We start from the raw sequence: 21,524 nt of genomic DNA, 5'->3' as shown, positions 1-21,524 counted from the left end.
GTTTTGTTAAATTACTTACAATGCTTTTGGAGTGTAATCTGCTAAAATTGATCAATTGTTAGATTGCATTACTATAAAGAATATTAGTGAAAAGAAAAGAGCCATTATTCCACCAATATATCAATAAAGTTTTTTGATTTCCATTTTATAATTTTCTGGATCTGTTTTGGATATTCTCATAAATTTTTTAGCCAATAAAACAGCACCAGAAAGAATAAATACCACTAATGCAATAATTACAGGTATTGTAATTGCAGAAAGTAAGGACTTAAACCCACCTGAAACAGATGATGAAATAGAAGAAGCAAGATTATCATTTACTGCAGAAGCACTTGCTGAAACATTTTCTGCAAAAAATTGTGTTATTTTTGTTATTTCCACTCTTTATCTCCTTTAATTGTTTTGTTTTAAATTTATTTCTTGTAAGTATTTAATAATTCATAACCTTTTGTATTATGTTTTACTTTAAAGTATGGTCTGCGATTCATTGTATCTTCAAATTTCTTTATTCATTTTTTCTTTGTTATCAATAAATGTTCTTTATTGTGCTTTGATAATGCAACATAAATTCATAATGCTTCATCATAGTTGTTAGATACAAAAGAATTATTGAAATCATATGTAATTCCAAAACTAGAATTTCTGTGTTTTTCACTTAAATTTAAAAGTTTGAATACATAATTCAAAATTTCTAATAACTTTTCTGCACTATACACTCTAATATTCTTGTTTGAAAAGACATTTTTCAATGTACCATAGAATATTTGCTTAATGTTTTTAGATGCTGTATCAATTTTTGAATTAAAAATGCTTTCAATCACAATTATTAATTTTTCAACAATTTTTGTTGCTAATTCTTTACTTACATTTTGATCTAATGCATAAACTAATCTAATTCTTGCTTTTGTATCAGTTGATGAATTAGTTTCATAGTAAAAAGTAGGTAAAAAATACCTTAAAAACAACATTTCTTTATCATTTTTGTTGTTTAAATCACTTTTTGTGAAAAATTTATTGTTGTACTTCAAAAGAGTTGAAAAAATTCTATTTGCTTTTTCATCAATATCAATATTGATAAATCTTGTTGTTGTACCAGTAGAGCAAATATAACTTTTATTTTGAGAAATTGCATCTATCAATGATGAAATTTTCATTGTTTGCAGTTTCTTATCTTGTTCTATAACAGTTTTATGAAATAAACCATTCATTTTTGAAGCATGATAAGCTGATGGTTTTGAATTATGTCTTTTGTAGAAGATAAAGAAATTAGAACAATATTTATCTTGATCTCACATTCTGTAAAGCATAACTAACCACCTTTAATTCATTTTGTTTTGTTATTTTTCCAAAAAAGCAAAAGTGCTAAAAATAAAAAATAGGTATCAACCTATTTAATTTTCTATCCTCCAATCATAAACAAGATATTGTGTGACAAATTTTTTAAAAAGTGGGGTTAAGTTTTTAGTTAAGAAAATAAATTCTAATTTAAAATTGTAACCATCAAATATGTGGGAATCTGGTTTCATTTTATCTCCTAAATATCTTTAATTTTTTGTCTAATTAAGTAATCAATTCCTAAGGAAGAAATTCTTCTTCCTCTCGAAGTTTTTTCGATCAATTTTAATAGTAATAACGGTGGTTCGATTTCATTAACTATGCTTTCTTTTGTGTGTAAAAGTAAGCCGCAAATAACATCAAGTGATACGCATTTTTCTTCAAAACCTTCTTTTAGAACTTGTAAATATTCAATGTGATCTTTTGTTAAACCAAATTGATATAAATCTAAATATTTAAAAGTCTTTTTTATCAATGGTTTAGATATAAAAGTCTTATTTGCGATGGCAAAGTCATTAACTCTGTTTAGTAAATGATTCGATAATCTGGGAGTTGATCTAGAATATGATGCAATGTATTTTAATAATTCATCCTCAATTTCTAAATTCATTTTTTTAGCACTTATTTTAAGGATTTTAAAAATGTCTTCATTAGTATAATTAACTAGCCTTGCAACGTATCCAAATCTATCAATTAATGGTTGTGATATTTCACTTAATTTAGTTGTAGCTCCAATTAATGTGAATGGTTTTAATTTCATTCTCATAGCACGCGCATTGCCATCTACACCTATGATTAAGTCGAAAACAAAATCTTCCATTGCACTATAAAGAAACTCAACTACATTTTTGTTTACACTATGAATTTCATCTATAAATACAATATCATTTTCGTTTATTACAGATAAAATGCTTATTAGATCTGCCTTCTTTTCGATGTTTGAACCTTGTACGTAGTGAATTCTAGTGTCTAAACTGTTTGCTATCACGGTTGCTAAAGTTGTTTTACCCATACCCGGCATACCGTAAAACAAAATGTGATCAAGTACCTTATTTTGATTTTTAGCACTTTCAATCATTATTTGCAATGTTTTAGTTAACTTTGTTTGACCAATGAAATCTTTAAAACTAGTTGGCCGTAGATCTTTGTTGTTCATTTTGTTGTGCTGCGATTAATTGAATACTATTTTCAATCATCTCGTCCATGTTATTTGTATATTTAATTTGTTTTAAGGCATAGTCAATTTGTGCCTTTTTAAATCCAAGAGTTTGCAATGTTTTAGCAACTTCATCTCTGATTTGTGCTGTTTCAGCTTTTTTATTGTCTGAGTTTGTTAAAATTTTTGATCATTTAGTATTCAACTGTACACAAATTATGTTTGCGACTTTTTCAGTTACAAACGGAATTGTTGATAATTCAGTTGTATTATTTGTTGCAATTAATCTTGCAATGTATTCTCAACCTTTATTAAGAATATTCATAGCTATTCTTGGACCTATTTTTTCAATCGATACTAAATCAATGAAAAGTAATCTTTCTTTAAAATCTTTAAAACCATATGTATTTTTTTGATAATCAGTTTGATGTTCATAAATAAAGATTTTAGCTTTTTGATTTACTTGATATCTTCAATCGTCAGCAACAGTTAATCAATAACCCTCGCCTTTCGATTCGAGGATAATGTTATTTTTGTTTTTATATACTATTTCACCTATTATGTAAATTTTCATTTTATTCCTCCATCTAATAAATACATTTTTGATGTGAGTGAACTAAAAATAAACAAAAGGCATAAAAAATACAACCAGTAAATACTGATTGTAATAACTTAAATTATTTGTTTTGGTCTTGTAATGCTTTAAAGCCTTGAACTTTTTTGCCTTTGTAGAAACCACAGAATCTACATGCAACGTGTTGTTCAATTTTATTACTGCAATTTGAACATGAAACAAGGTTAGGCATATCTAAAGCAGCGTGTGTGTTTCTTTTGTGTTTACGTTGTTTAGACGTTTTACGTTTTGGAACAATAGCCATAATCTACCCCTTTACTTTCTGAATGTTATATATTTTTATTTTAAACGCGTTTTTATAAATATTATAATGCTTATAAATTATAATACAAAAAACATAATTCTCAAAAATTAACTATTTAGAAAATTGAATTAAAATTTATTTTAAACACATTCTATTAATTAATGTTAGTATTATATTGTAATTTATGAAAAAAGAAAATCAAAAAACAAAGAATATTATCGGCATTATTGCCGAATATAATCCATTCCATAATGGACATATATATCAATTAAATTGAATTAAAGAGAATTTTAATAATCCATATATTATCGTTGCTTTAACCAATAACTACACACAGCGTGGTGAAAAACATATTACGACGTTTAAAGAAAGAAAAAGAATAGCTAAAAAATATGGTGTGTCAAAGGTTATTAAACTAGATGATAAAATAGCTACACAAGCAGCTCATATTTTTGCAAATCATGGTGTAATTGAATTAAATAAACATAAAATAACACACCTTGTTTTTGGTTCTGAAACTAATAATGTGGATTTATTTATTAAAATTGCTCAAACAATTAAAAACAATCCAAGTGAATATAATAAATTAGTTAAACAATATCTTAAAAAAGGTGCTAACAGTTTTCCGAGAGCAACTAATCTTGCATTACAGGATTTACTCGGTGAAGATATTTCGCTTCCAAATGATATTTTAGGTTTAGAGTATGTGAAAACAATTGTAAATAATGAATTAGATATCATTCCAGTTTCAATACAAAGAACAATTCCATTTCACTCACAAGAAACTGAAAACAACTTTGCCAGTGCAACAAAAATTAGAAATATGGTTAAAAATAATGAAGATGTTTCTAAATATACACCAATGAAACTAGAGTATAGTGATAAAAATGATATTGCTAACACTTACCCAAAATTTAAAAAATTTATACTTAAATCAACTTCAGATAAAATTGCTAGATATAAAATGGTTGATGAAGGTATGGAAAACTTATTTAAAAAACAAGTTATGTTGTCTGAAAATTATGAAGATTTTATCCAAAATTGTACAAGTAGACGTTACACATCTAGTCGAATAAAACGTGCATATTTAAGTATTCTTACCAAGAATAAAAAAGAAAAGTCTAAGCGACTTTCTTGAAAATAGATTGATATGGCATTAAATGATCATCAATGTTGAGATCATTTTTTTTGTTTATTTTATTGATAATATAATTTTTCTTCACTCTGTTTGAATTGTTAAAAAGCATAATGTATTGTTGTGCTTCATAATTGAATTTTATTATCTCAACATTATTAAATAACTTAATTTTGTGTTTTTTAATTTTGCTTAAATCAAGGCTTGAAAGTTTTATTAAACCATTTCTTCTGTACATAATTCCATGAATATAATTGTTAAATAAATCAGCATATTCAACATCGGTAAAATGGTGTGTTTCATTTGAAAAACAATACTTAAATGACAATGCTGTAGTTTCAAAAGATAAATGATCCATTAAGTTTTTAAATTGAGTTAGTTTAAATAACTTTGTATTAGTATCTTTTTTAATAAAAATATTTGTATCAACAACTACATTGTAATTTTGAGAAGATAAGTCGACAACCTTTTTTGTTATTTTTTTAAATTGCTTATCGATTCAAAATTTTACAAATACTTTATCAGGTGAAATTATTTTTTTAATTATAGGCAAGTATCTTTCGTTAGTTTCGTAAAACTTAATTTCAAACCCTTTTTGTTCTTTAAATGAGTTTAATGTTTCTTTTAAAAACTTAATTTTTTCATCATTAATCATATTTTGTTCATTAGATAAATACGATGATAATGCTTCGATAAAAATACCTGTTGAATTTAATTCTTTTTGAAAGAATGATTCTAGAGCTTTCAAATCCTCTAATAAAGCGTTATCTCCGTTGTCATCGGGAAATAAAATAACATTTTGTGTATAAAGTAAGTCGTTATAAGTTATCTGTTTATCGGTTTCGTGATAATTCTCTTCATTAGAATTTGTTTCATTTTCATGTCTAAGAAGTTGTGATAAAGAAGAAATGTTATTAAAATTTAATGTTGTTATTATTGAAGCACCTAGCTTGTTGGCTTTTTTGGCAAAAAAACCTAAATTAGAAATTCTCTTTCTAGCTAATGTTTCATCTGTTTGATCATTTAATAGTAAATTATAGTTGTATAAGTGATATAAATCAGGAAGAACAATATAAATTTGGTATCCAAAGTCTTTAATTTGATAAAGGTTTTTTAAAATTGATTCGTAATATTTAATTGTGTTATTTAGGTTTGTGTCAGAAATTATTTTTTCATCGATAAAAATATAATTATTCTTTATCTCTGGCGAAGTTTGTGACCAAGAACGTCTCGAAAATATCATAATTGTCAACTCCTAAACTTTTACATTCTTTATCTGCTTTAGCAAGATTTTGGATTATTTTTTTAACTCTACCATAGCCATATTTGTCTAAAATTCAAACATGAACTTTAATACGTTTTTCATTCATATTTAACATTTGAGCAATTTTTGTGTAGGTTAAACCTAATTGTTTATATCAATATATTTGATTAACTAAACAAAATGTTGATGATATTTGGTGAATTAAACTTAAAGCATCAAAACCACTGAGTTTTTTTTCTAAATACTTTTTATATATTAAAGTGAAATCGTTTTTTGATATCGCATTTGAAAATGAAAAAGGATCATCAGCGGGACAAGATGTAATAAAAGTGTCGATCAAATCAATAGTCAATGGTTGTTTTAAGATAGATAACTTATCTAATTCATTCATAATTATTTCTAGATTATCGGGCAATTTATCTAATAGATAGATTAATTCGTTATAGTTATGACTTACTTGTGATTTATTAAGTCTATCTGAAACAAAACTAACCATATCTTTTTTAGAGATTTTTTGCACTTCAACAATCTCTGAATTCTTAACAATAAAGTCTGAAACATCATTTTTAGGAAGTGTAGTTTTATTTACCACAAAGACAATTTCATTGATTTGATTACTTTGCAAAATCTCTAAAAAGTTGCTATATTTTGCTTTATTATTCTTGTTTTGTTTTTCTTGAACTAAGAAAGGTAAATTATTGATGATAATTAATTTTGTTTTAGCAAATAAACTTTGTTCTAAAAGTAATTGCTCTAATTCTTCATATTTTGCTTCTGCGTCTATTACATAGACATTTTCATCATCAAAATGTTCTTTAATTTTATCTAGTTCTGCTTTGATAAAGTATTGTTCATCACCGTATATTAATTTCATAATTTAATTATACAATAATTGGTTTTTTTCTTATAAATACTAATGATTCATCTGTATGAAAATAAACCTAAAATTACCGAAAATATTTTGACATCGAACATCAATAAAATGTTTCCATTATATGCGAAATCAATAATATGTATTGTTAAATTTGTTAAGAGATTGTTTATTTCTACGAAAGGAAAGAATAGCAACATTAATACAATTAGTACCTCAAAATAAGGGATAAAAACAATATTGAATAATAAAGATAATAAACTTATTTGTTGCTTCAAAATATAAATTAAAGAACTTGTGATAAATCAAATAAAGAGGTAATCCTTAAATATTTGAATCTTTGGTTTTTTATCAGGTGTCCCTGAGAAGTATTTTTTTGTAATAAAGGATAAAACAACTGAAATTCAAAAACCCAGTGACATAAAAGCATATGGAAAAGCGCACAAGTAAACCACTCCAAAGATAAACAATCACATTTGAAAATTTATTTTGATTGGTTTATTTATCATTTTTGGAAAAAGTAATAATGTCAGCATGAAATAACTCCTAATTACTGATATTCCTTTTTTAGTGAATAAAAAGTAAATTGTAATAAATATAAAAACAAGGAAACAACGTTTATCAATTTTAGAAAACAACATGTATATAATGGTAAAAATAGTCATAAAGTGTAATGAACTAACAACGATTAGATGAACAACACCCATTTCTGATAATTTCATAGCAAGAGCATTACTACTATTTTCTGCAAAACCAAAAATTAAAGGAATTACAAGTTTGTGATATTCTGGAGTTTTATTTCAATAATGTGAGAAAAATAAAACTCTTAAATCATAATTACTTATTGAACTAACCGTTACATTTGGTGAATTGACAAAATAGGGTAAATTGACTAAATATGAACCTTCATCAAAACCAGTTGATCTTGATAATATTCCTTTGAGATTGATTCATTGGAAAAATACAGGATTGAAATTTATATTCTTTCGGTGTATTGTTACTTTTCTTAGTAATCAGTCTTCAGCAACAATGGTTTTATCATTCATACCGACAATTTGAAAATGTGAATTTATCTTTGTCTTGTCGTGTCATGCAACGAAATGAATGTATTGATTAATGTATAGAAATATTAAATAAAATCATATTGCAAAAACTACCACACTAGATCTTTTTCAATCAATATATAGATTGAAAGATATAAGTAGGACAATTATTAACAAATAAACAAAATTAAAAGTGTGATTAAATCAACCAAATACTCCTATGATTAAGAAGTTATTGAATCAAACTAAATCAATATTAAAATGTTTTTTAGCTTCACGTAACTTATCTCAGATAAATTTTTTATTTCATATAAGTCATCTCATGATATTGTTTTGTGTTTGCGTCTATATGCAAGTATTTTTCTTGCATCTTTTTTAGATAAACTTAGTTGTGTTAATTGGTCAGTATTATTTAAATCACTTCATTTCAACATTGCTTGTTTGTATGGTACAAAAATTTCCTGATCTGGTTTTGGTTTGCTTTTAAGATTAAATGCACTTAAATCTGCTTCAGATTTTACTCCAACAATGAAAAATAATTCTTGATATGTGAGTTTTCTCTCTGTTTCCACTGGATACGGATTTAAAACTGCACCAGTTAGATAATATGTATTTATTTGATTTTCTAAATTCTTAATCTCCGGATTCTGAGTTGTTTTATTAATGTTAAGAAAAACATAGTAACCTCCAATTGTAAGCAGTGATGCTATTGCTAAAATTTTTAATAAAAATGCCTTCTTCACATCTATTAAATAAAAATATTGTTCAGTGAACTAAAAATAAACAAAAAAGAAGCTCCCGCGGGGAACGAGAGCCATATTATTTATTATAAATTTTTATACTCGGTAACTAACCTTTGTTAACAAGGTTAAATAAAAACAAAAATTGTTAATAGCAATATATTTGTAAGAATTAAGCATAATAATGCTTTATAAGAAATAAAAAACAAGTTAATTTAATATACATTTTATGTTACCACTATCTAATAACATAAACAATACTTTTATATGAACTGGGACATTTTTCATGTCCCGTTTCATATTTTACATTTTTTTCGAGAATTCCTACTTTTTTAATTAAAAAGCATAAAAAAATAGTCATAGTGACTATTTAATTTTTGCAAGATAGAAGGTTTTTTTACCAATGTTTAATAAAGCAAATTTACCGTTGAATAATGCACTAACTGCAGTTGTTTCTTCATTAATTGGTTGTAAGTTTCATTTAAGAGCACCTTTTTCAATAAATTCTCTTGCTTCTCTTTTTGATTTAATTATTTTTTGTTCGATTAATGTTGTAATAATGTTTTCTTTTTCGGTTATTTCAATTGAAGGTAGGTCATTTTGGATTTCTGCAATTTCTGTGTATGAAACTGTAGTTACATCAAACTTTTTATTGAATAATATGTTAGATATTAATTTTGCTTGTTCAGCATCTCTTTCAGAGTGAACTTGTTTAATGATTTGCTTTGCTAATCTTTTTTGTGCATATCTAGCTGCAGGATTTTCGTTGTGTTGCTTAATTATTTCATTTATTTCATCAACTTCAATGAATGTTAATCATTTTAATAATTTCTCAATTTCGTTATCTGGTTGGTTTAAAAGGAATTGATACATTTGATATGGTGTTGTTTTGTACTTATCAAGTCATAAACTACCACCACCTGTTGATTTTCCGAATTTATTACCATTTGAGTCTGTTAATAAATCAGCTGTAATAGCAACTGCTTGGTGTTCATTTCCAATAACGGTTGAAATCATGTCAAGTCCAGTTGTGATGTTTCCTCATTGATCTGAACCACCAAATTGAACTCTAACACCATTATTTTTATAAAGTGATAAGAAGTCTCAACCTTGAATTAATTGATATGTGAACTCAGTAAAACTTAAACCGTTTTGAATTCTTGAAGCAACTGAATCTTTTGCAAGCATGTATGAAATGTTAACTAATTTACCAACATCACGAAGGAACATTAAAACGTTCATGTCTTTGTAGAAGTCATAGTTGTCAATAACTGTTAAACCAAATGATTCTAATTGCTTTCTAATTTTTGACTTATTTTCTTTAACTGTTTCATCATCTAAAAGTTGTCTTTCAGAATCCTTGAAAGATGGATCACCAATCATCCCTGTTGCACCGCCTAAAATTGCAAACGCATTGAAACCTTTTTCTTTAAATCTTAATAAGTTTGCTATTTGAATGTAGTTTCCTAAGTGTAAAGATGTAGCAGTTGGATCAAAACCACAGTATACTCCCGCTCCTTCAGGTAAAGCTAAGAATTTTTCCTCATTACTAATTTGTTTTAAGATCCCACGAGATCTTAATTCGTCTAATATATTCATTTTAAAATTCAAAATCCTTTCCAATTTTGTCATCTGTACCAAAGATTAAGCCATCTTTGTCAAAATCAAGTGTACGATGTCCCGTTAACATACCAAAACTTTTTACACCTAATAATTCACCTGATAAAACATTTGTCCCAGCAAAAGTTGTTGATCCAGGCAGAGCTAGCACAACCACCTTATTAACCTCTGAATCAAGTGTATTAGTTACAAGTTGAATCGCTTTATCTTGAGCTATCTCAATTTGTAGAACAAAAAGTTTTTCTGATTTTGGGTGATTATCACGAGCGATTATTTTTCCATAAATAAATTTGGGTTCATCACTTATTGTAAGACCTAAATCACTTGCACGTTGAGTTAAAATATCTTTTTGCAATTGATTTAATGCTCCATATTTAGAGTTTGGATCAATGTTGAAAATTTCGTTATTTAAAACATTTACTGAACCAACTTTATTGTTATCATCAACTAAAAATAAAAGGTCATTATTACCTACAAATTTAGTTGTTTTTACTTGTGCATCTATAAAAATAATTGATGTATTTTTGAATGCATTATTTAAATTATTGAATACTATCATATTAGTAAAATTATACATAATTTAATATATAATTAGCATATGAAAAAAATGGCTATTGTAGTTGACTCATCATGTGGGTTATCAAGGAAACAAATTGAGGAATTAGGGTGATACTTTTTACCCTTAAAAATAGAATTAGATGGAAAAATTTATGATGATGGAGATAACTTATTATCTACAGAATTATTTAATCATTTTAGTCTAGATACAAAGACATATAAAACATCATGTACTCCAATTGGTCATGTTGAAGAAATGATTGAAAAATTATCTGCAGAATATGAAAATATAGTTGTATTTCCAATTTCAAAACACTTATCAAGTCAATATCAAAATTTAAAAGTTATGGAAAGTGTTTTTGCAAAACTTAAGGTTTTTGATTCACAATACATTTCAATTCTTACATTAATGAGAATTTTCTACTTCATTGATTTAGTTGAAAAAGAAGGTTTTAGCATTGATCAAGCATTGGAAAAATCTGCTGAATGAACAGGTGAATTATCAGTTTCATTAGTACCAAAATATAATGATTATTTAGTTAAAGGTGGTAGATTATCACCTTCAGCTGCAACAGTTGCTAAACTTCTTAAAATTGTACCTATTATTGCGTTTGATAAAGGTAAGTTAGAAAAAGAAGGAAAAGGAAGAATATTTACAAAAGCAATTTGCAACAATATCACTGCTAAGTTAGAAAACGACAACAATACAAGTGATATCATTATCCTTCACAATGATTCTCCTGATTATGCAACAATTAAGTCATTTGTTGAAAGTAATTTTCCAAATGATGTTTACACAAGCAATCTACCTAACTGTATTTCAATTCATACTGGTCCAGAAGCAATAGTAATAATTAAATCAACTAAGAAATTACACGACAGTCTTAAGAAGGTTATTAATGCTTAAAATTAATTGCAATTCAATTGATGATTTAGATAAATTTATTGAAGCGAATTTAAATTTATTTAAAGAAAAACAATTTGTTTTATTAGAAGGTGAATTAGGAGCTGGTAAGACAACTTTTGTTAAAAGACTTGCAAAATTTATTGGGATAAGTGAAAATATTACTTCTCCTAGTTTTTTATATATGAAAGACTATCCTGGTTTAATTCATATTGACCTTTACAATTACAAGGGAAGCATCGAAGAATTTGAGGATTATTTTGATGACAATATAGTTGCTATAGAATGACCTTCAAAGCATAATTTAGATTTAGATAATTTCATCAAAATCAAAGCTTATATCAATGAAAATGATCAACACTGTTTTGAAATTGAAGAGGTGAAATAATGAATTTATATTTAGATACATCATATGAAGATTTTGTATTAGTTTTATTTGATAATAATTTCAAAGTCGTTGATTATATTTTGCTTCAAGGTTATAAGAAAAAAGTCAATTTAATAACTGCAGAGTTTAGCAAGATTTTAGATAAAAATAACTTAGACATAGATAAATTGGGTTCATTGTACACAAATATTGGTCCTGGTTTTTTTACTGGAGTTAGAAGTTCTCTTGTATTTTTAAGAACTATTGCATTAGTTAATCACAACAAGATGTTCATCACTACCACATTGGATTTATTAAGACAACAATACCCAAGTAATAGTAAATTTCACACTGATGCTCAAGGTAAAAAAATCTATGAATATAATTTAGATATTTTTGATGAGAACAACTATGCAGAAGCTATAAAAGTTATTCATGCAAGTGATGAAATTGCTTTAGATAAAGTTGATTATCAAGAAGTAATTAATAATTTTGCTAACTACAAAAATTGTTTTATCGAAATGCCATCAATGGAAATTGAACCGCTTTACATTAAAGAACCACAAATAGGAGGTCAAAAATAATGACAATCTTAGGAATTGAAACATCACATGATGATACATCAATAGCAGTGGTTCTAGATGGAAAAGTGCTTGATTTATGGACTATAAGTCAAATTGATATTTTTAAAAAATATGGTGGAACTATTCCTGAAATCTCTTCACGTGAACACGTTAAGAACATTGCTATTATTCAAGAAATGGTTTTTTCTAAATATAACAAGGATGATTTTGATTATATTGCATATACAACTGAACCAGGTTTAATAGGAACACTTCAAGTTGGGTATTTATTTGCATACGCAATTTCAAAAGTTTGCAAAAAACCATTAATTCCTGTTAATCATTTAGTTGGACATTTTTTATCTTCGACATTAACAGAAAACATTGAGTTTCCAGCATTGTGTTTACTTGTTTCTGGTGGCCACACACAACTTATTTATGCTAAAAATGTAGCGGATTTAGAAATAATTGGTGAAACTCTAGACGATGCAGTTGGTGAGGCATTTGATAAAGTTTCTTCTAGATTAGGTTTAGGTTTCCCGGGTGGTCCATTGATTGATAAGTTGTCACAAACTTACCAAGGTGATTATGAAACTTTCACAAAACCACATACCACTAATTTACTTGATTTTTCTTTTTCAGGATTAAAAACACAAGTTTTAAATCGAGTAAATAAAGCTGCTATGAAAAATGAAACAATTGACCCAATTAAACTTGCTGTTAGTTTCCAAAGTACTGCAGTTGAATATTTAATTGATAAAACTAAGTTAGCTTTAGAACAATATCCAAACATTAAAACACTTGTGCTTGGTGGGGGTGTTAGTGCAAATACAATGCTCCGAAATGAGTTTGTTAAATTACATCCAAACACAATAGTGCCTTCATTGAAATATGCAACAGATAATGGTGCAATGATTGCGCAAGCTGCATATCTTAAGTTAAAATTTGAAGAAGATAATAAATAATAAAAGTATATAAAAAATCCTTTCACATAGGCGTGGAAGGATTTTTAAATTATTAATTTGTTTCAGGCTCTTGAATGTATTTTTCAGCATCTTTATGTTGAACACTAAAGAAACTTGTAACCCCTCTTGTTTGCATTGTTGCACCGAATAATGCATCAAGTCTTGTCATTGTACCTGTACGGTGTGTGATAACAAGGAATTGAGTTTGTTTTTTAAGTTCTTGTAAGTATTCAGCATATCTAATAACGTTAGCTTCATCAAGTGCTGCTTCAACCTCATCAAGGATACATAATGGTAAAGGTCTAGCACGTAGGATTGCAAATAATAATGAGATAGCAATAAGTGCTTTTTCACCACCTGAGAATAATCTAAGATTTTTAACACTTTTACCAGGAGGTTGTGCATAAATTGTAATTCCTGATTCTAAAACATTATTAGGATCAACAAATTTAACTTCTGCGCTACCACCACCGAACATTGAACGGAAAACATTGCTAAATTGATCGTTAACATCATTTACAACATTTGTCATTCTTGTGATGATGATTTTATCTAATTCAGCAATACCTTGCATTAAAAGGTTGTATGCTTCTTGTAATTCATCACGATCAGCAACATATCTATCGTAACGTGTTTCCACTAATTCAAGTTGTTCAATTGATTCGTGGTTAACATTACCAAGTTCATTAATTTGCTCTCTAAGTTCAGCAACATATTCTGATGCTTTTTCAGGTGGCATATTTAACTTGAAATTTTGTTCAGCATATTCTACAGTGAAATTATAGTGACTTGAAAGTCTTTCACGGTAGTTAGCAAGTTTATTTTCTGCCGTTTTATGTAAACCAATTTTGTTTGTAAATGAATTATTTAACTCATTTAAATTAGTTTGTGTTTGTTGTCATGTTTCATTTAAATGATATAACTCAGCATCAAGTGCTTCCTTGATTTGAGATTTAATTGTTAATTCGTTTTTAAGAATTTTGTAATCATTGAATAATTCATTTCTTCTTGCATTCATAGATGAAGGAGAACCTTGATTTTCACTGTTTTGATTGTTAATATCTGCTTTTGATTTGTATTCAATTAACTCTTGCTCTGTACGAGAGATTTGAGATCCTGTAATACGTTGTTCATAAATGTGTTCTTGTAATGAAGTGTTAATTCTTGAAATTTCAGTTTCATATTTTGTAATTAAAGCTTCATTATTTTGAATAATTGAATTAAGTCCTGGAATAACATCTTGAAGTTTCTTGATTTTATCATCAAGTCCAATAATGTTATCTGTATCTTGTGCAGTACCACCAACGATAACCCCACCAACACGGATAACGTCACCATCAAGTGTCACAACCATGTATTTTCTTTCTAAAATATTAGAAATTTGGTTTGCTGCATCGATGTTATCAACTACAACAACATTACCTAATAAGAATTTAGCTAAAACTTCATATTGTGGATCGAATTCTACTAAGTCTGAGGCAATTCCGATAAATCCAACGTGGTTAGATGCAACAAGTAAATAATCATCTCTAACAAATTTTTCTTTAATAGATGTTAATGGAATGAAAGTTGCACGACCACCATTGTTTTTCTTAAGGAATTCAACTGCTTTAACAGCTGTATTAGGAATATCAACAACAATGTGTTGTGATGCATTTGAAAGAATAGTTTCAATCGCTCTAATGTAATCAGGTTGCACGTGAATTAAGTCACGAACAAGTCCTTTAAATCCTCTAAAGTGTGATTTATTTTCAAGGATTGTTTTTGTACCTTTAAATAAGTTTGTACGTTTGTTCTTTGTTTCAAGTAAGATTTGTAAATTTGTGTTTACTTCAGTACGTTTATTAATAGCTGCTTGAACTTCGAAACGTAATTTATTAACTTTTGAAGAAGTTTCAGATAATAAGTTTTGCTCCTGTGCAACAGTGTTATTAATAATTTCTAATGATTGTTTTGTATATGAAATGTTTTGTTCAAGTTCAAGAACTTTAAGTGCATATGCACGAGTTTTTTCTTCATCATTAACTGCTAATTCCCCACTTGCAATAAGGTTTAAACGTTCATTTTCTCTAGCAAGGGTAACTGTAATGGCATCAAGTTTTTCTTTGATTGAACCTAATTTACCACGTAATGATGCAATTTCATTATCAACAGTTCTTTTTTCAAGATTTTTTTCATTAATTTGTGTTTTGATTTTACCAATTTGAGTTTCGTAGTTGTTTTTTGTTTCTTCAACACCATTAAGTTCTTCTGAAAGCTCATCATAAAGCTTTTCGTATTTTCTGATTTCGTGTGCTAAGAAAGCGACTTCAACTTCTTTTAATGCTTTTGCTTTATCTCTATAGATTAACGCTTTTTCAGCTTGTTTTCTTAATGGAACAAGTTGTTTTTCAAGCTCATTAATTGTTGGTTCTAATTGTTTTAATGAGTTTGATGTGCTTTCTAATAATCTGAGTGATTCAGTCTTTTTGAATTTGAATTTAGAAACACCGGCTGCTTCTTCAAAAATTCCACGACGGTCATCGTCACTTGATTCTGCAATATCTGAAACAGTACCTTGAGAGATAATAGCAAGTGAACTTTTACCAATACCAGTTTCCATTGCAATTGATTTAATGTCTTTATAACGACATGGTTGACCATTTAAAAAGTAACTATTCATTCCCTTTCCACGTTCAATCATACGTGTGATTTCAACAGTATCACTATCAATTGAGTTGTCTGCACCTTTGTTGTCAAATGTTAAAGTTACTTTGGCGAAGTCCATTGGTTTAACAGTTTTAGATCCTGCAAAAATAAGGTCTTGCATAGTATCCCCACGCATTTCCTTTGAACTTTGTTCTCCTAATACTCATTTGATGGCATCGTTAATATTACTTTTACCTGAACCATTAGGTCCGATAATTCCTGCTACACCACCATCAAAACGTAAAACGATGGGTTCGGCAAATGATTTAAAACCATGTGCTTCAATCTTAATTAGTTTCATTTTATCCTCCTATTGTTCATTAACCTTTAATTTTTCTAATGCATCGGTTGCTGCATTAACTTCGGCTTCTTTTTTGCTTAGTCCAAAACCTTGGCCGTAGAATTGATTATCATGTTTTGCTTTGGAATAAAATTGTTCTCTCTTTTCATCTCATTCAGTAACATAGGTGATGTTTTCTTTCGAGATGCTTTGGAAGTATTCTTGTAATCTTCCTTTTGGGTCTTTGTTTTCTTCATTATGAACATCGTCAATTAATGGAAAAACGTATTGTTTGACAAAATCATATGTTTTTTGTAAACCTTGATCAATATAAATTGCACCAGTAAGTGATTCAAATAAGTCGGCTTGAACTTTTTGTGAACTAATTACTGTATCACGCATTTTACCTGGTCCTGTTTTGAGTAAATCAAGTAACCCTAATTGATTGGTGATTTCACTTAGAGTTTTTGTACAAACCGCTTTAGATCTAAGTCTTGTTTGGTAACCTTGTGTTAAAGTTGGGTATTTTTTAAATATATATGAAGAACTTAAAAATTGTAGGATTGCATCACCTAAAAATTCAAGTTGCTCATAGTTATCTCTTTCGATTCTTGTATATGATGAGTGCTTAACTGCAGTGAAATATATATCAATGTTGTTAGGTTCAATATCATGTTGCTCAAGAAAAGATTTTAATGTTAAATGATGATTTGTGTTTGACATTATTCACTTTCCTCTAGGTTGATTTCTAGATTTTCAGTTGCTTTTTGGAGTTTATTAAGTAAGTTGTTTTCAATTGCATTTTTAAGTGAGTTTAAACCACTTAAATATGCTTTTTTATCACTTGCTCCGTGGGTTTTAACAGCAAGCGCATTAACTCCAACTACTCATGCAGAACCAACTGAACGATAGTCAAGTGTTGCAGCAACTTCTTTAAATGCTCCTTTTAATAAAAGTGCACCAAGTTTATATTTTAATTTAGACATAATTGAAGTTTTTAAAGTGTCTTTAAAAGTAGAGATTGCACCTTCATAACTTTTAAGCATAATATTACCGGCATAACCATCGATAATAGCTACATCATAGTGTCCTCTAAAAACATCTCTAGTTTCGTGAAAACCAACATAATTAATTGACTTATCATTTGTTAAATATTGATGTGCTTTTTTTGTTGCTTCAGGTCCTTTGTAATCTTCGGTTCCAATGTTTAATAATGCTACTCTTGGATAATTTGTAGCAAACATTGTTTGATAAAATGCTGAAGCCAATTTTGCTCATTCAATTAAGTATTCTGGTTTTGTTTCTAAATTTGCTCCAACATCCATAAAAACAAATTTTTGTCCGTTAATTGCATTTGCAACGGGCATAAACGCTGGACGTGATACATTTTGAAGACGCTTCATTTTAAGTGTTAAAGCAGATAAGTAACTTCCACTATCCCCACTTGAAATGATTCCGTCCGCTTCATTGTTTTTAAGGATTTCAATTGCTTGATTCATTGAAGTGTTTTCTTGCAAAGTTTTTCTGATGTTTTTTGGATCAGTTGGTTTATTTTTATTTTCAATTAATTCGATATTTGCAAAATTATTAAGTTCTTTTAATTCTGCAACATCACCAACAAGTTTGATTTTGTAAGTTGGATTATTATTTGCGAATTCTTGTGCTGCTAAAAAACATTCAAGTACACCTTTATCATTTCCGTTAACATCAAAAACAATTGTGTGTTTAAAATCCATTATTCAACTCCTATAATGAAGTGGTATGAAGGTTGGTTTCCTTCAATGATTTCTACTTCAATGTCATAAGTAGCATTAATGTAATTGCTTAATTCTTCTGCGGTAGATAAATCCGATTCATCTCCATAGTAAATTGAAACAATCTCTTTGCCTGGTTTAATAGCTTTGGCACAAATTTGTTTTGCAGCATCTAAAACATCATCTTCAGCAGCGATAATCTTACCGTCTAAAATTGATAAGAATTGTCCTTCTTTGATTGATACATTGTTTAATTTTGTGTTTCTTACTGCTTTTGTAACTTCTCCGGTTTGTACATCTGCAACACATTCAAGAATCATTTCTTTGTTTTCTTCTGCACTTGATTCGTGGTTAAAGTTAAGCATTGCTGTAATACCTTGAATTTGTGATTTTGTTGGAATTACAATGATGTTTTTATCATCAATAACTTGTGCTACTTGTTGTGCAACTAAAATAATATTTTTATTATTTGTAAGAATAAATACTGTGTCAGCATTAACGTTATTAACTGCGTTAATTAAGTCTTGTGCTGATGGGTTTTGTGTTTGTCCTGATTCAACAATGAAGTCACATCCAAGATCTTTCATTCGTTGAATAATTCCAGGACCTAAGTTACATGAAACAACCCCACAAGGTGTTTTCTTAGTTTCGCTATTTGCTTTTAATTTTTCTGCATTTGCTTTTGAGTTATTAGCTTGAAGTGTCATGTTCTCTGATTTGATTTTGATAAATTCACCATATTCTTGTGCAAGGTTAAGTAATTTACCTGGTTTAATTGCGTGACCATGAACCTTAACGATATTTTCATCTGATACAACCACAAGTGAGTTTGCGATTTTCATAAGTCTTTGTGTAAATTTATCTTTATTAAATTCTTCTGGATTTGCTAAATCAATTAAAACTTCTGTACAATAACCGAATTCACCTTCGTAAACTTCACCATCACTAATGAAAGTGTCAATTTCTTGAAGATCTTTATTTTCCTCAACAAAACGTCCATTAAGTGCTTCATTGATTCCTCAAAGAATATTGTAAAGTCCTTCACCCCCACTGTCAGTTACACCAACTTCACGAAGTGTTTTTAATTTGTTTGGTGTTTCATCACAACTTTTACGCGCAAATTCAACTACCTTTGCTCAAAATTCTAAATATGGAACTTCTTTGCCGTCAAATTCTTTTGTTAAATTTTCAGAAGTTTCACGAATAACTGTAAGAATTGTTCCTTCAACTGGTTTGAAAACTGATTTATAAGCTCTTTCTGTTGCTTTTTGGAATGCTAAAATTAATCCAGCGGTATCAAGAGTATTTTTACCATCACAACCAATTGCGAATCCTTTGAAAATTTGTGACAAAATAACACCTGAATTTCCTCTTGCTTCATAAATCATGTCGTGTGACATTGTAGCAGTTAATTGAGCGACGGTTTTAGTTTCAGTTTCTGGTTTTTGTAAGTTTGTAATTGTTGCGGCTATTGTAGACGCCATGTTTGTTCCTGTGTCTCCATCTGGAACTGGGAAAACGTTAAGCGCATCAATTTTATTTTTTGCATTAATTAAAGCATTAGCTCCTGATAAGAATGCTTTCGCTAACGTCTTGGAATCTAAAATTACTGTTTGCTTCATTATTTAGTTACTCCTTTAAATATAATTGTTAAATTAATCAATTTGATTTTTTTCTTACGTAACACAAGAGATAATTGCTTAAACAATTGTGAACTGATAAATTTAGCAGATACTCCTTCAAGTAATGTAACTGCAATAACGAAACTGTAACCACCATTCATTTCTGTTACAGAAATATAATCTTCTAATGGTTTTTCTTCATTATCTTTTGACACTTTGTCAATATCTATATCTAAAACAGGATTTTCTAACTTAACGATACCTGTAGTAGCTGATAATGTGTCAATAAAAATTGTTTTAATTTCTTGTATTGTCATAGTACCTTCTTGCAATAAAAAGTTATTTTAGTGTATAGTGTATATATTTTAACATTTTAACGATATTTATAAATATATATATTTATAAGTTTCACATTTGGTTTTGATTTGTAAAAGTGCATAAAAAAACGCCAAATTTTTGGCGTTAAATTTTAAGTTTTGCTTCATATTTTTCAAGATTTGAACAAGCTTTATTAACTGCGTCATAAGCAGCAGCACGAGTTGTTGCCATTATTTCTGCTACTTCAGCATATGAAAGATCTTGATAGAAGTAAAGTTGAAAAACTTGAGATTGATTTTGTGTCAATAAACTCCCATATTTCTCATAAAGTGAGATGTATTTATCAACATTTTCAATGTTTTTCTTATTCATTAATTAAATCCTTTGTCATTTGGTAGATGAATAATTCTAGATCAAATTCTTGTAAGTCATCAAGTTTTTCGCCTAAACCAACATATTTAACATCGATATCATATTCATCTTTAATTGAAAGCACGATACCACCTTTTGATGTACCATCCATTTTTGTAAGAATGATTCCGGTAAGGTTTGCAATCTCTTTAAAGCTACGTGCTTGTGATAAACCGTTTTGACCAGTAGTTGCATCAAGAACAAGTAATGATTCATGTGGTGCATCATCAATGAATTTATGAATAACACCAATCATTTTTTCAAGTTCTTTCATTAAGTTAATTTTATTTTGTAATCTACCTGCAGTATCAATGATAACTAAATCATAGTTTTCTTCGGTTGCTTTTGCTATTGCTTTATAAACAACACTTGAAGGATCTGCTCCTTCTTTGTCTGGTTTAACAATTTCTGCGCCAATACGTTCAGCTCATACTCCAAGTTGATTTACTGCACCAGCACGGAATGTGTCAGCAGCAGCAATTAAAACTTTTTTACCTTGCTTAATGTATTTATGAGCAATTTTAGCAATTGATGTTGTTTTACCAGAACCATTTACACCAACAAAAACAAATACGTTAACTCTACTATCTTCAAAGTTTAAATTTGTATTAACGATTGAGTTATTTGTATAAATTGCAAACATTTGATCTGCAACTAATTCACCAATTAATTTTGGATCATCGATATTATTTGTTCTTACTTCTTGTTTGATTTTTTCGATCATTACATCTACAAGTGAGGTGTTAATGTCTGACATAATTAAAAGTTCTTCAAATTCATCAAAGAATTCTTCATCAATTTTTTTATGTCTATTTTGAATTTCTAAAAGCTGTTTTCCAAATGAAGAAGATGCATTTAAACCTGTTTCATATTTCTTGAATTTTTCAGATTTAACAATTTCTTTTGTCTCTTTTTCGTCTAGTTTTGCTTCTAGTTCTTTTACGTCTTCATTGTCTTTTTTGTTAAAGACTTTATTTACTAATTTCTTAAAAAATCCCATACTTATATTTTACTTTAATAACTAAAATATAGTATTTTTTATTTAACCGGGA

General features: G+C 28.3%; 23 protein-coding genes. 5 read left to right on the top strand and 18 right to left on the bottom strand.

The genetic code is table 4. From position 1 onward, the window contains the following. Positions 1 to 15: 15 nt before the first annotated feature. The 5 genes from H9M94_RS01660 to rpmF all read right to left on the bottom strand — a co-directional run bounded on the left by H9M94_RS01660 (position 16) and on the right by rpmF (position 3,369). On the bottom strand, positions 16 to 381 hold the full coding sequence (locus tag H9M94_RS01660) for a hypothetical protein (RefSeq protein ID WP_187469245.1): 366 nt from the start codon (positions 379 to 381) through the stop codon (positions 16 to 18). 32 nt (positions 382 to 413) lie between these two features. Beyond that, positions 414 to 1,307, bottom strand: a complete 894-nt coding sequence (locus H9M94_RS01655) for a hypothetical protein (protein ID WP_187469244.1) — start codon at positions 1,305 to 1,307, stop codon at positions 414 to 416. 227 nt (positions 1,308 to 1,534) lie between these two features. Further along, positions 1,535 to 2,491 (bottom strand): Holliday junction branch migration DNA helicase RuvB, encoded by a 957-nt coding sequence (ruvB, locus tag H9M94_RS01650; protein ID WP_187469243.1) that lies wholly within the window; start codon positions 2,489 to 2,491, stop codon positions 1,535 to 1,537. Beyond that, positions 2,463 to 3,065: a Holliday junction branch migration protein RuvA gene (gene ruvA, locus H9M94_RS01645; protein WP_187469242.1), complete on the bottom strand. Its 603-nt coding sequence runs from the start codon at positions 3,063 to 3,065 to the stop codon at positions 2,463 to 2,465. The genes ruvB and ruvA overlap by 29 nt, the downstream gene beginning before the upstream one ends. A 103-nt stretch (positions 3,066 to 3,168) precedes the next feature. Continuing rightward, positions 3,169 to 3,369 (bottom strand): 50S ribosomal protein L32, encoded by a 201-nt coding sequence (gene rpmF, locus H9M94_RS01640; RefSeq protein WP_187469241.1) that lies wholly within the window; start codon positions 3,367 to 3,369, stop codon positions 3,169 to 3,171. A 184-nt stretch (positions 3,370 to 3,553) separates the two neighbouring features. Here rpmF and H9M94_RS01635 point away from each other — a divergent pair, with 184 nt between their 5' ends. Then, positions 3,554 to 4,513, top strand: coding sequence for a nucleotidyltransferase (locus H9M94_RS01635; protein ID WP_187469240.1), 960 nt, complete (start codon positions 3,554 to 3,556; stop codon positions 4,511 to 4,513). On the opposite strand, the gene H9M94_RS01630 is transcribed toward H9M94_RS01635, so the two are convergent. The 6 genes from H9M94_RS01630 to tapR all read right to left on the bottom strand — a co-directional run bounded on the left by H9M94_RS01630 (position 4,491) and on the right by tapR (position 10,601). Beyond that, positions 4,491 to 5,747, bottom strand: a complete 1,257-nt coding sequence (locus H9M94_RS01630) for a hypothetical protein (RefSeq protein ID WP_187469239.1) — start codon at positions 5,745 to 5,747, stop codon at positions 4,491 to 4,493. The two genes, H9M94_RS01635 and H9M94_RS01630, sit on opposite strands and share 23 nt — an antisense overlap. Continuing rightward, on the bottom strand, positions 5,695 to 6,642 hold the full coding sequence (holA, locus tag H9M94_RS01625; protein WP_187469238.1) for a DNA polymerase III subunit delta: 948 nt from the start codon (positions 6,640 to 6,642) through the stop codon (positions 5,695 to 5,697). Before holA ends, H9M94_RS01630 begins: the two co-directional genes overlap by 53 nt. Beyond that, positions 6,633 to 7,685 (bottom strand): ComEC/Rec2 family competence protein, encoded by a 1,053-nt coding sequence (locus tag H9M94_RS01620; RefSeq protein WP_187469237.1) that lies wholly within the window; start codon positions 7,683 to 7,685, stop codon positions 6,633 to 6,635. Before H9M94_RS01620 ends, holA begins: the two co-directional genes overlap by 10 nt. Before the next feature lie 242 nt (positions 7,686 to 7,927). After that, positions 7,928 to 8,425, bottom strand: a complete 498-nt coding sequence (locus tag H9M94_RS01615) for an MAG0490 family ComEA-like DNA-binding protein (RefSeq protein WP_187469236.1) — start codon at positions 8,423 to 8,425, stop codon at positions 7,928 to 7,930. A gap of 363 nt (positions 8,426 to 8,788) precedes the next feature. Then, positions 8,789 to 10,021, bottom strand: a complete 1,233-nt coding sequence (tyrS, locus tag H9M94_RS01610; RefSeq protein ID WP_187469842.1) for a tyrosine--tRNA ligase — start codon at positions 10,019 to 10,021, stop codon at positions 8,789 to 8,791. A 1-nt stretch (position 10,022) separates the two neighbouring features. Next, positions 10,023 to 10,601, bottom strand: a complete 579-nt coding sequence (tapR, locus tag H9M94_RS01605) for a TyrS-associated PheT N-terminal domain-related protein TapR (protein WP_187469841.1) — start codon at positions 10,599 to 10,601, stop codon at positions 10,023 to 10,025. Between the two features lie 39 nt (positions 10,602 to 10,640). Here tapR and H9M94_RS01600 point away from each other — a divergent pair, with 39 nt between their 5' ends. From H9M94_RS01600 to tsaD, 4 genes are read left to right on the top strand one after another with little or no spacing between them, the layout of a single operon-like run. Next, complete coding sequence (locus H9M94_RS01600) at positions 10,641 to 11,507, top strand: DegV family protein (RefSeq protein WP_187469840.1); 867 nt, start codon at positions 10,641 to 10,643, stop codon at positions 11,505 to 11,507. Beyond that, positions 11,500 to 11,892 (top strand): tRNA (adenosine(37)-N6)-threonylcarbamoyltransferase complex ATPase subunit type 1 TsaE, encoded by a 393-nt coding sequence (gene tsaE / locus H9M94_RS01595; protein WP_187469839.1) that lies wholly within the window; start codon positions 11,500 to 11,502, stop codon positions 11,890 to 11,892. The genes H9M94_RS01600 and tsaE overlap by 8 nt, the downstream gene beginning before the upstream one ends. Further along, a complete protein-coding gene (locus tag H9M94_RS01590; protein WP_187469838.1) occupies positions 11,892 to 12,455 on the top strand; it encodes a hypothetical protein in 564 nt (187 codons plus the stop codon). Before tsaE ends, H9M94_RS01590 begins: the two co-directional genes overlap by 1 nt. After that, positions 12,455 to 13,399, top strand: a complete 945-nt coding sequence (tsaD, locus tag H9M94_RS01585) for a tRNA (adenosine(37)-N6)-threonylcarbamoyltransferase complex transferase subunit TsaD (RefSeq protein WP_187469837.1) — start codon at positions 12,455 to 12,457, stop codon at positions 13,397 to 13,399. The genes H9M94_RS01590 and tsaD overlap by 1 nt, the downstream gene beginning before the upstream one ends. 52 nt (positions 13,400 to 13,451) lie before the next feature. On the opposite strand, the gene H9M94_RS01580 is transcribed toward tsaD, so the two are convergent. The 7 genes from H9M94_RS01580 to ftsY all read right to left on the bottom strand — a co-directional run bounded on the left by H9M94_RS01580 (position 13,452) and on the right by ftsY (position 21,472). Beyond that, complete coding sequence (locus H9M94_RS01580; protein ID WP_187469836.1) at positions 13,452 to 16,388, bottom strand: AAA family ATPase; 2,937 nt, start codon at positions 16,386 to 16,388, stop codon at positions 13,452 to 13,454. 9 nt (positions 16,389 to 16,397) lie between these two features. After that, the gene (gene rnc, locus H9M94_RS01575) at positions 16,398 to 17,090 is read right to left on the bottom strand and encodes a ribonuclease III (protein ID WP_187469835.1); all 693 of its coding nucleotides are present in this window, start codon (positions 17,088 to 17,090) and stop codon (positions 16,398 to 16,400) included. After that, entirely contained in the window at positions 17,090 to 18,103 is a 1,014-nt protein-coding gene (gene plsX / locus H9M94_RS01570) for a phosphate acyltransferase PlsX (protein WP_187469834.1), read from the bottom strand. The genes rnc and plsX overlap by 1 nt, the downstream gene beginning before the upstream one ends. Next, the gene (locus H9M94_RS01565) at positions 18,103 to 19,743 is read right to left on the bottom strand and encodes a DAK2 domain-containing protein (protein ID WP_187469833.1); all 1,641 of its coding nucleotides are present in this window, start codon (positions 19,741 to 19,743) and stop codon (positions 18,103 to 18,105) included. Before H9M94_RS01565 ends, plsX begins: the two co-directional genes overlap by 1 nt. Then, on the bottom strand, positions 19,743 to 20,060 hold the full coding sequence (locus H9M94_RS01560; RefSeq protein WP_187469832.1) for a hypothetical protein: 318 nt from the start codon (positions 20,058 to 20,060) through the stop codon (positions 19,743 to 19,745). Before H9M94_RS01560 ends, H9M94_RS01565 begins: the two co-directional genes overlap by 1 nt. 145 nt (positions 20,061 to 20,205) lie before the next feature. Next, on the bottom strand, positions 20,206 to 20,433 hold the full coding sequence (locus tag H9M94_RS01555) for a sigma factor-like helix-turn-helix DNA-binding protein (protein ID WP_187469831.1): 228 nt from the start codon (positions 20,431 to 20,433) through the stop codon (positions 20,206 to 20,208). Continuing rightward, complete coding sequence (ftsY, locus tag H9M94_RS01550) at positions 20,426 to 21,472, bottom strand: signal recognition particle-docking protein FtsY (RefSeq protein WP_187469830.1); 1,047 nt, start codon at positions 21,470 to 21,472, stop codon at positions 20,426 to 20,428. The genes H9M94_RS01555 and ftsY overlap by 8 nt, the downstream gene beginning before the upstream one ends. Positions 21,473 to 21,524: the final 52 nt, after the last annotated feature.

The organism is Mycoplasma sp. Pen4, assembly GCF_014352955.1.
In the GTDB taxonomy this organism is placed as follows: domain Bacteria; phylum Bacillota_I; class Bacilli_A; order Mycoplasmatales; family Metamycoplasmataceae; genus Mycoplasmopsis.
This window is presented reverse-complemented; position numbering and strand designations above follow the sequence as displayed.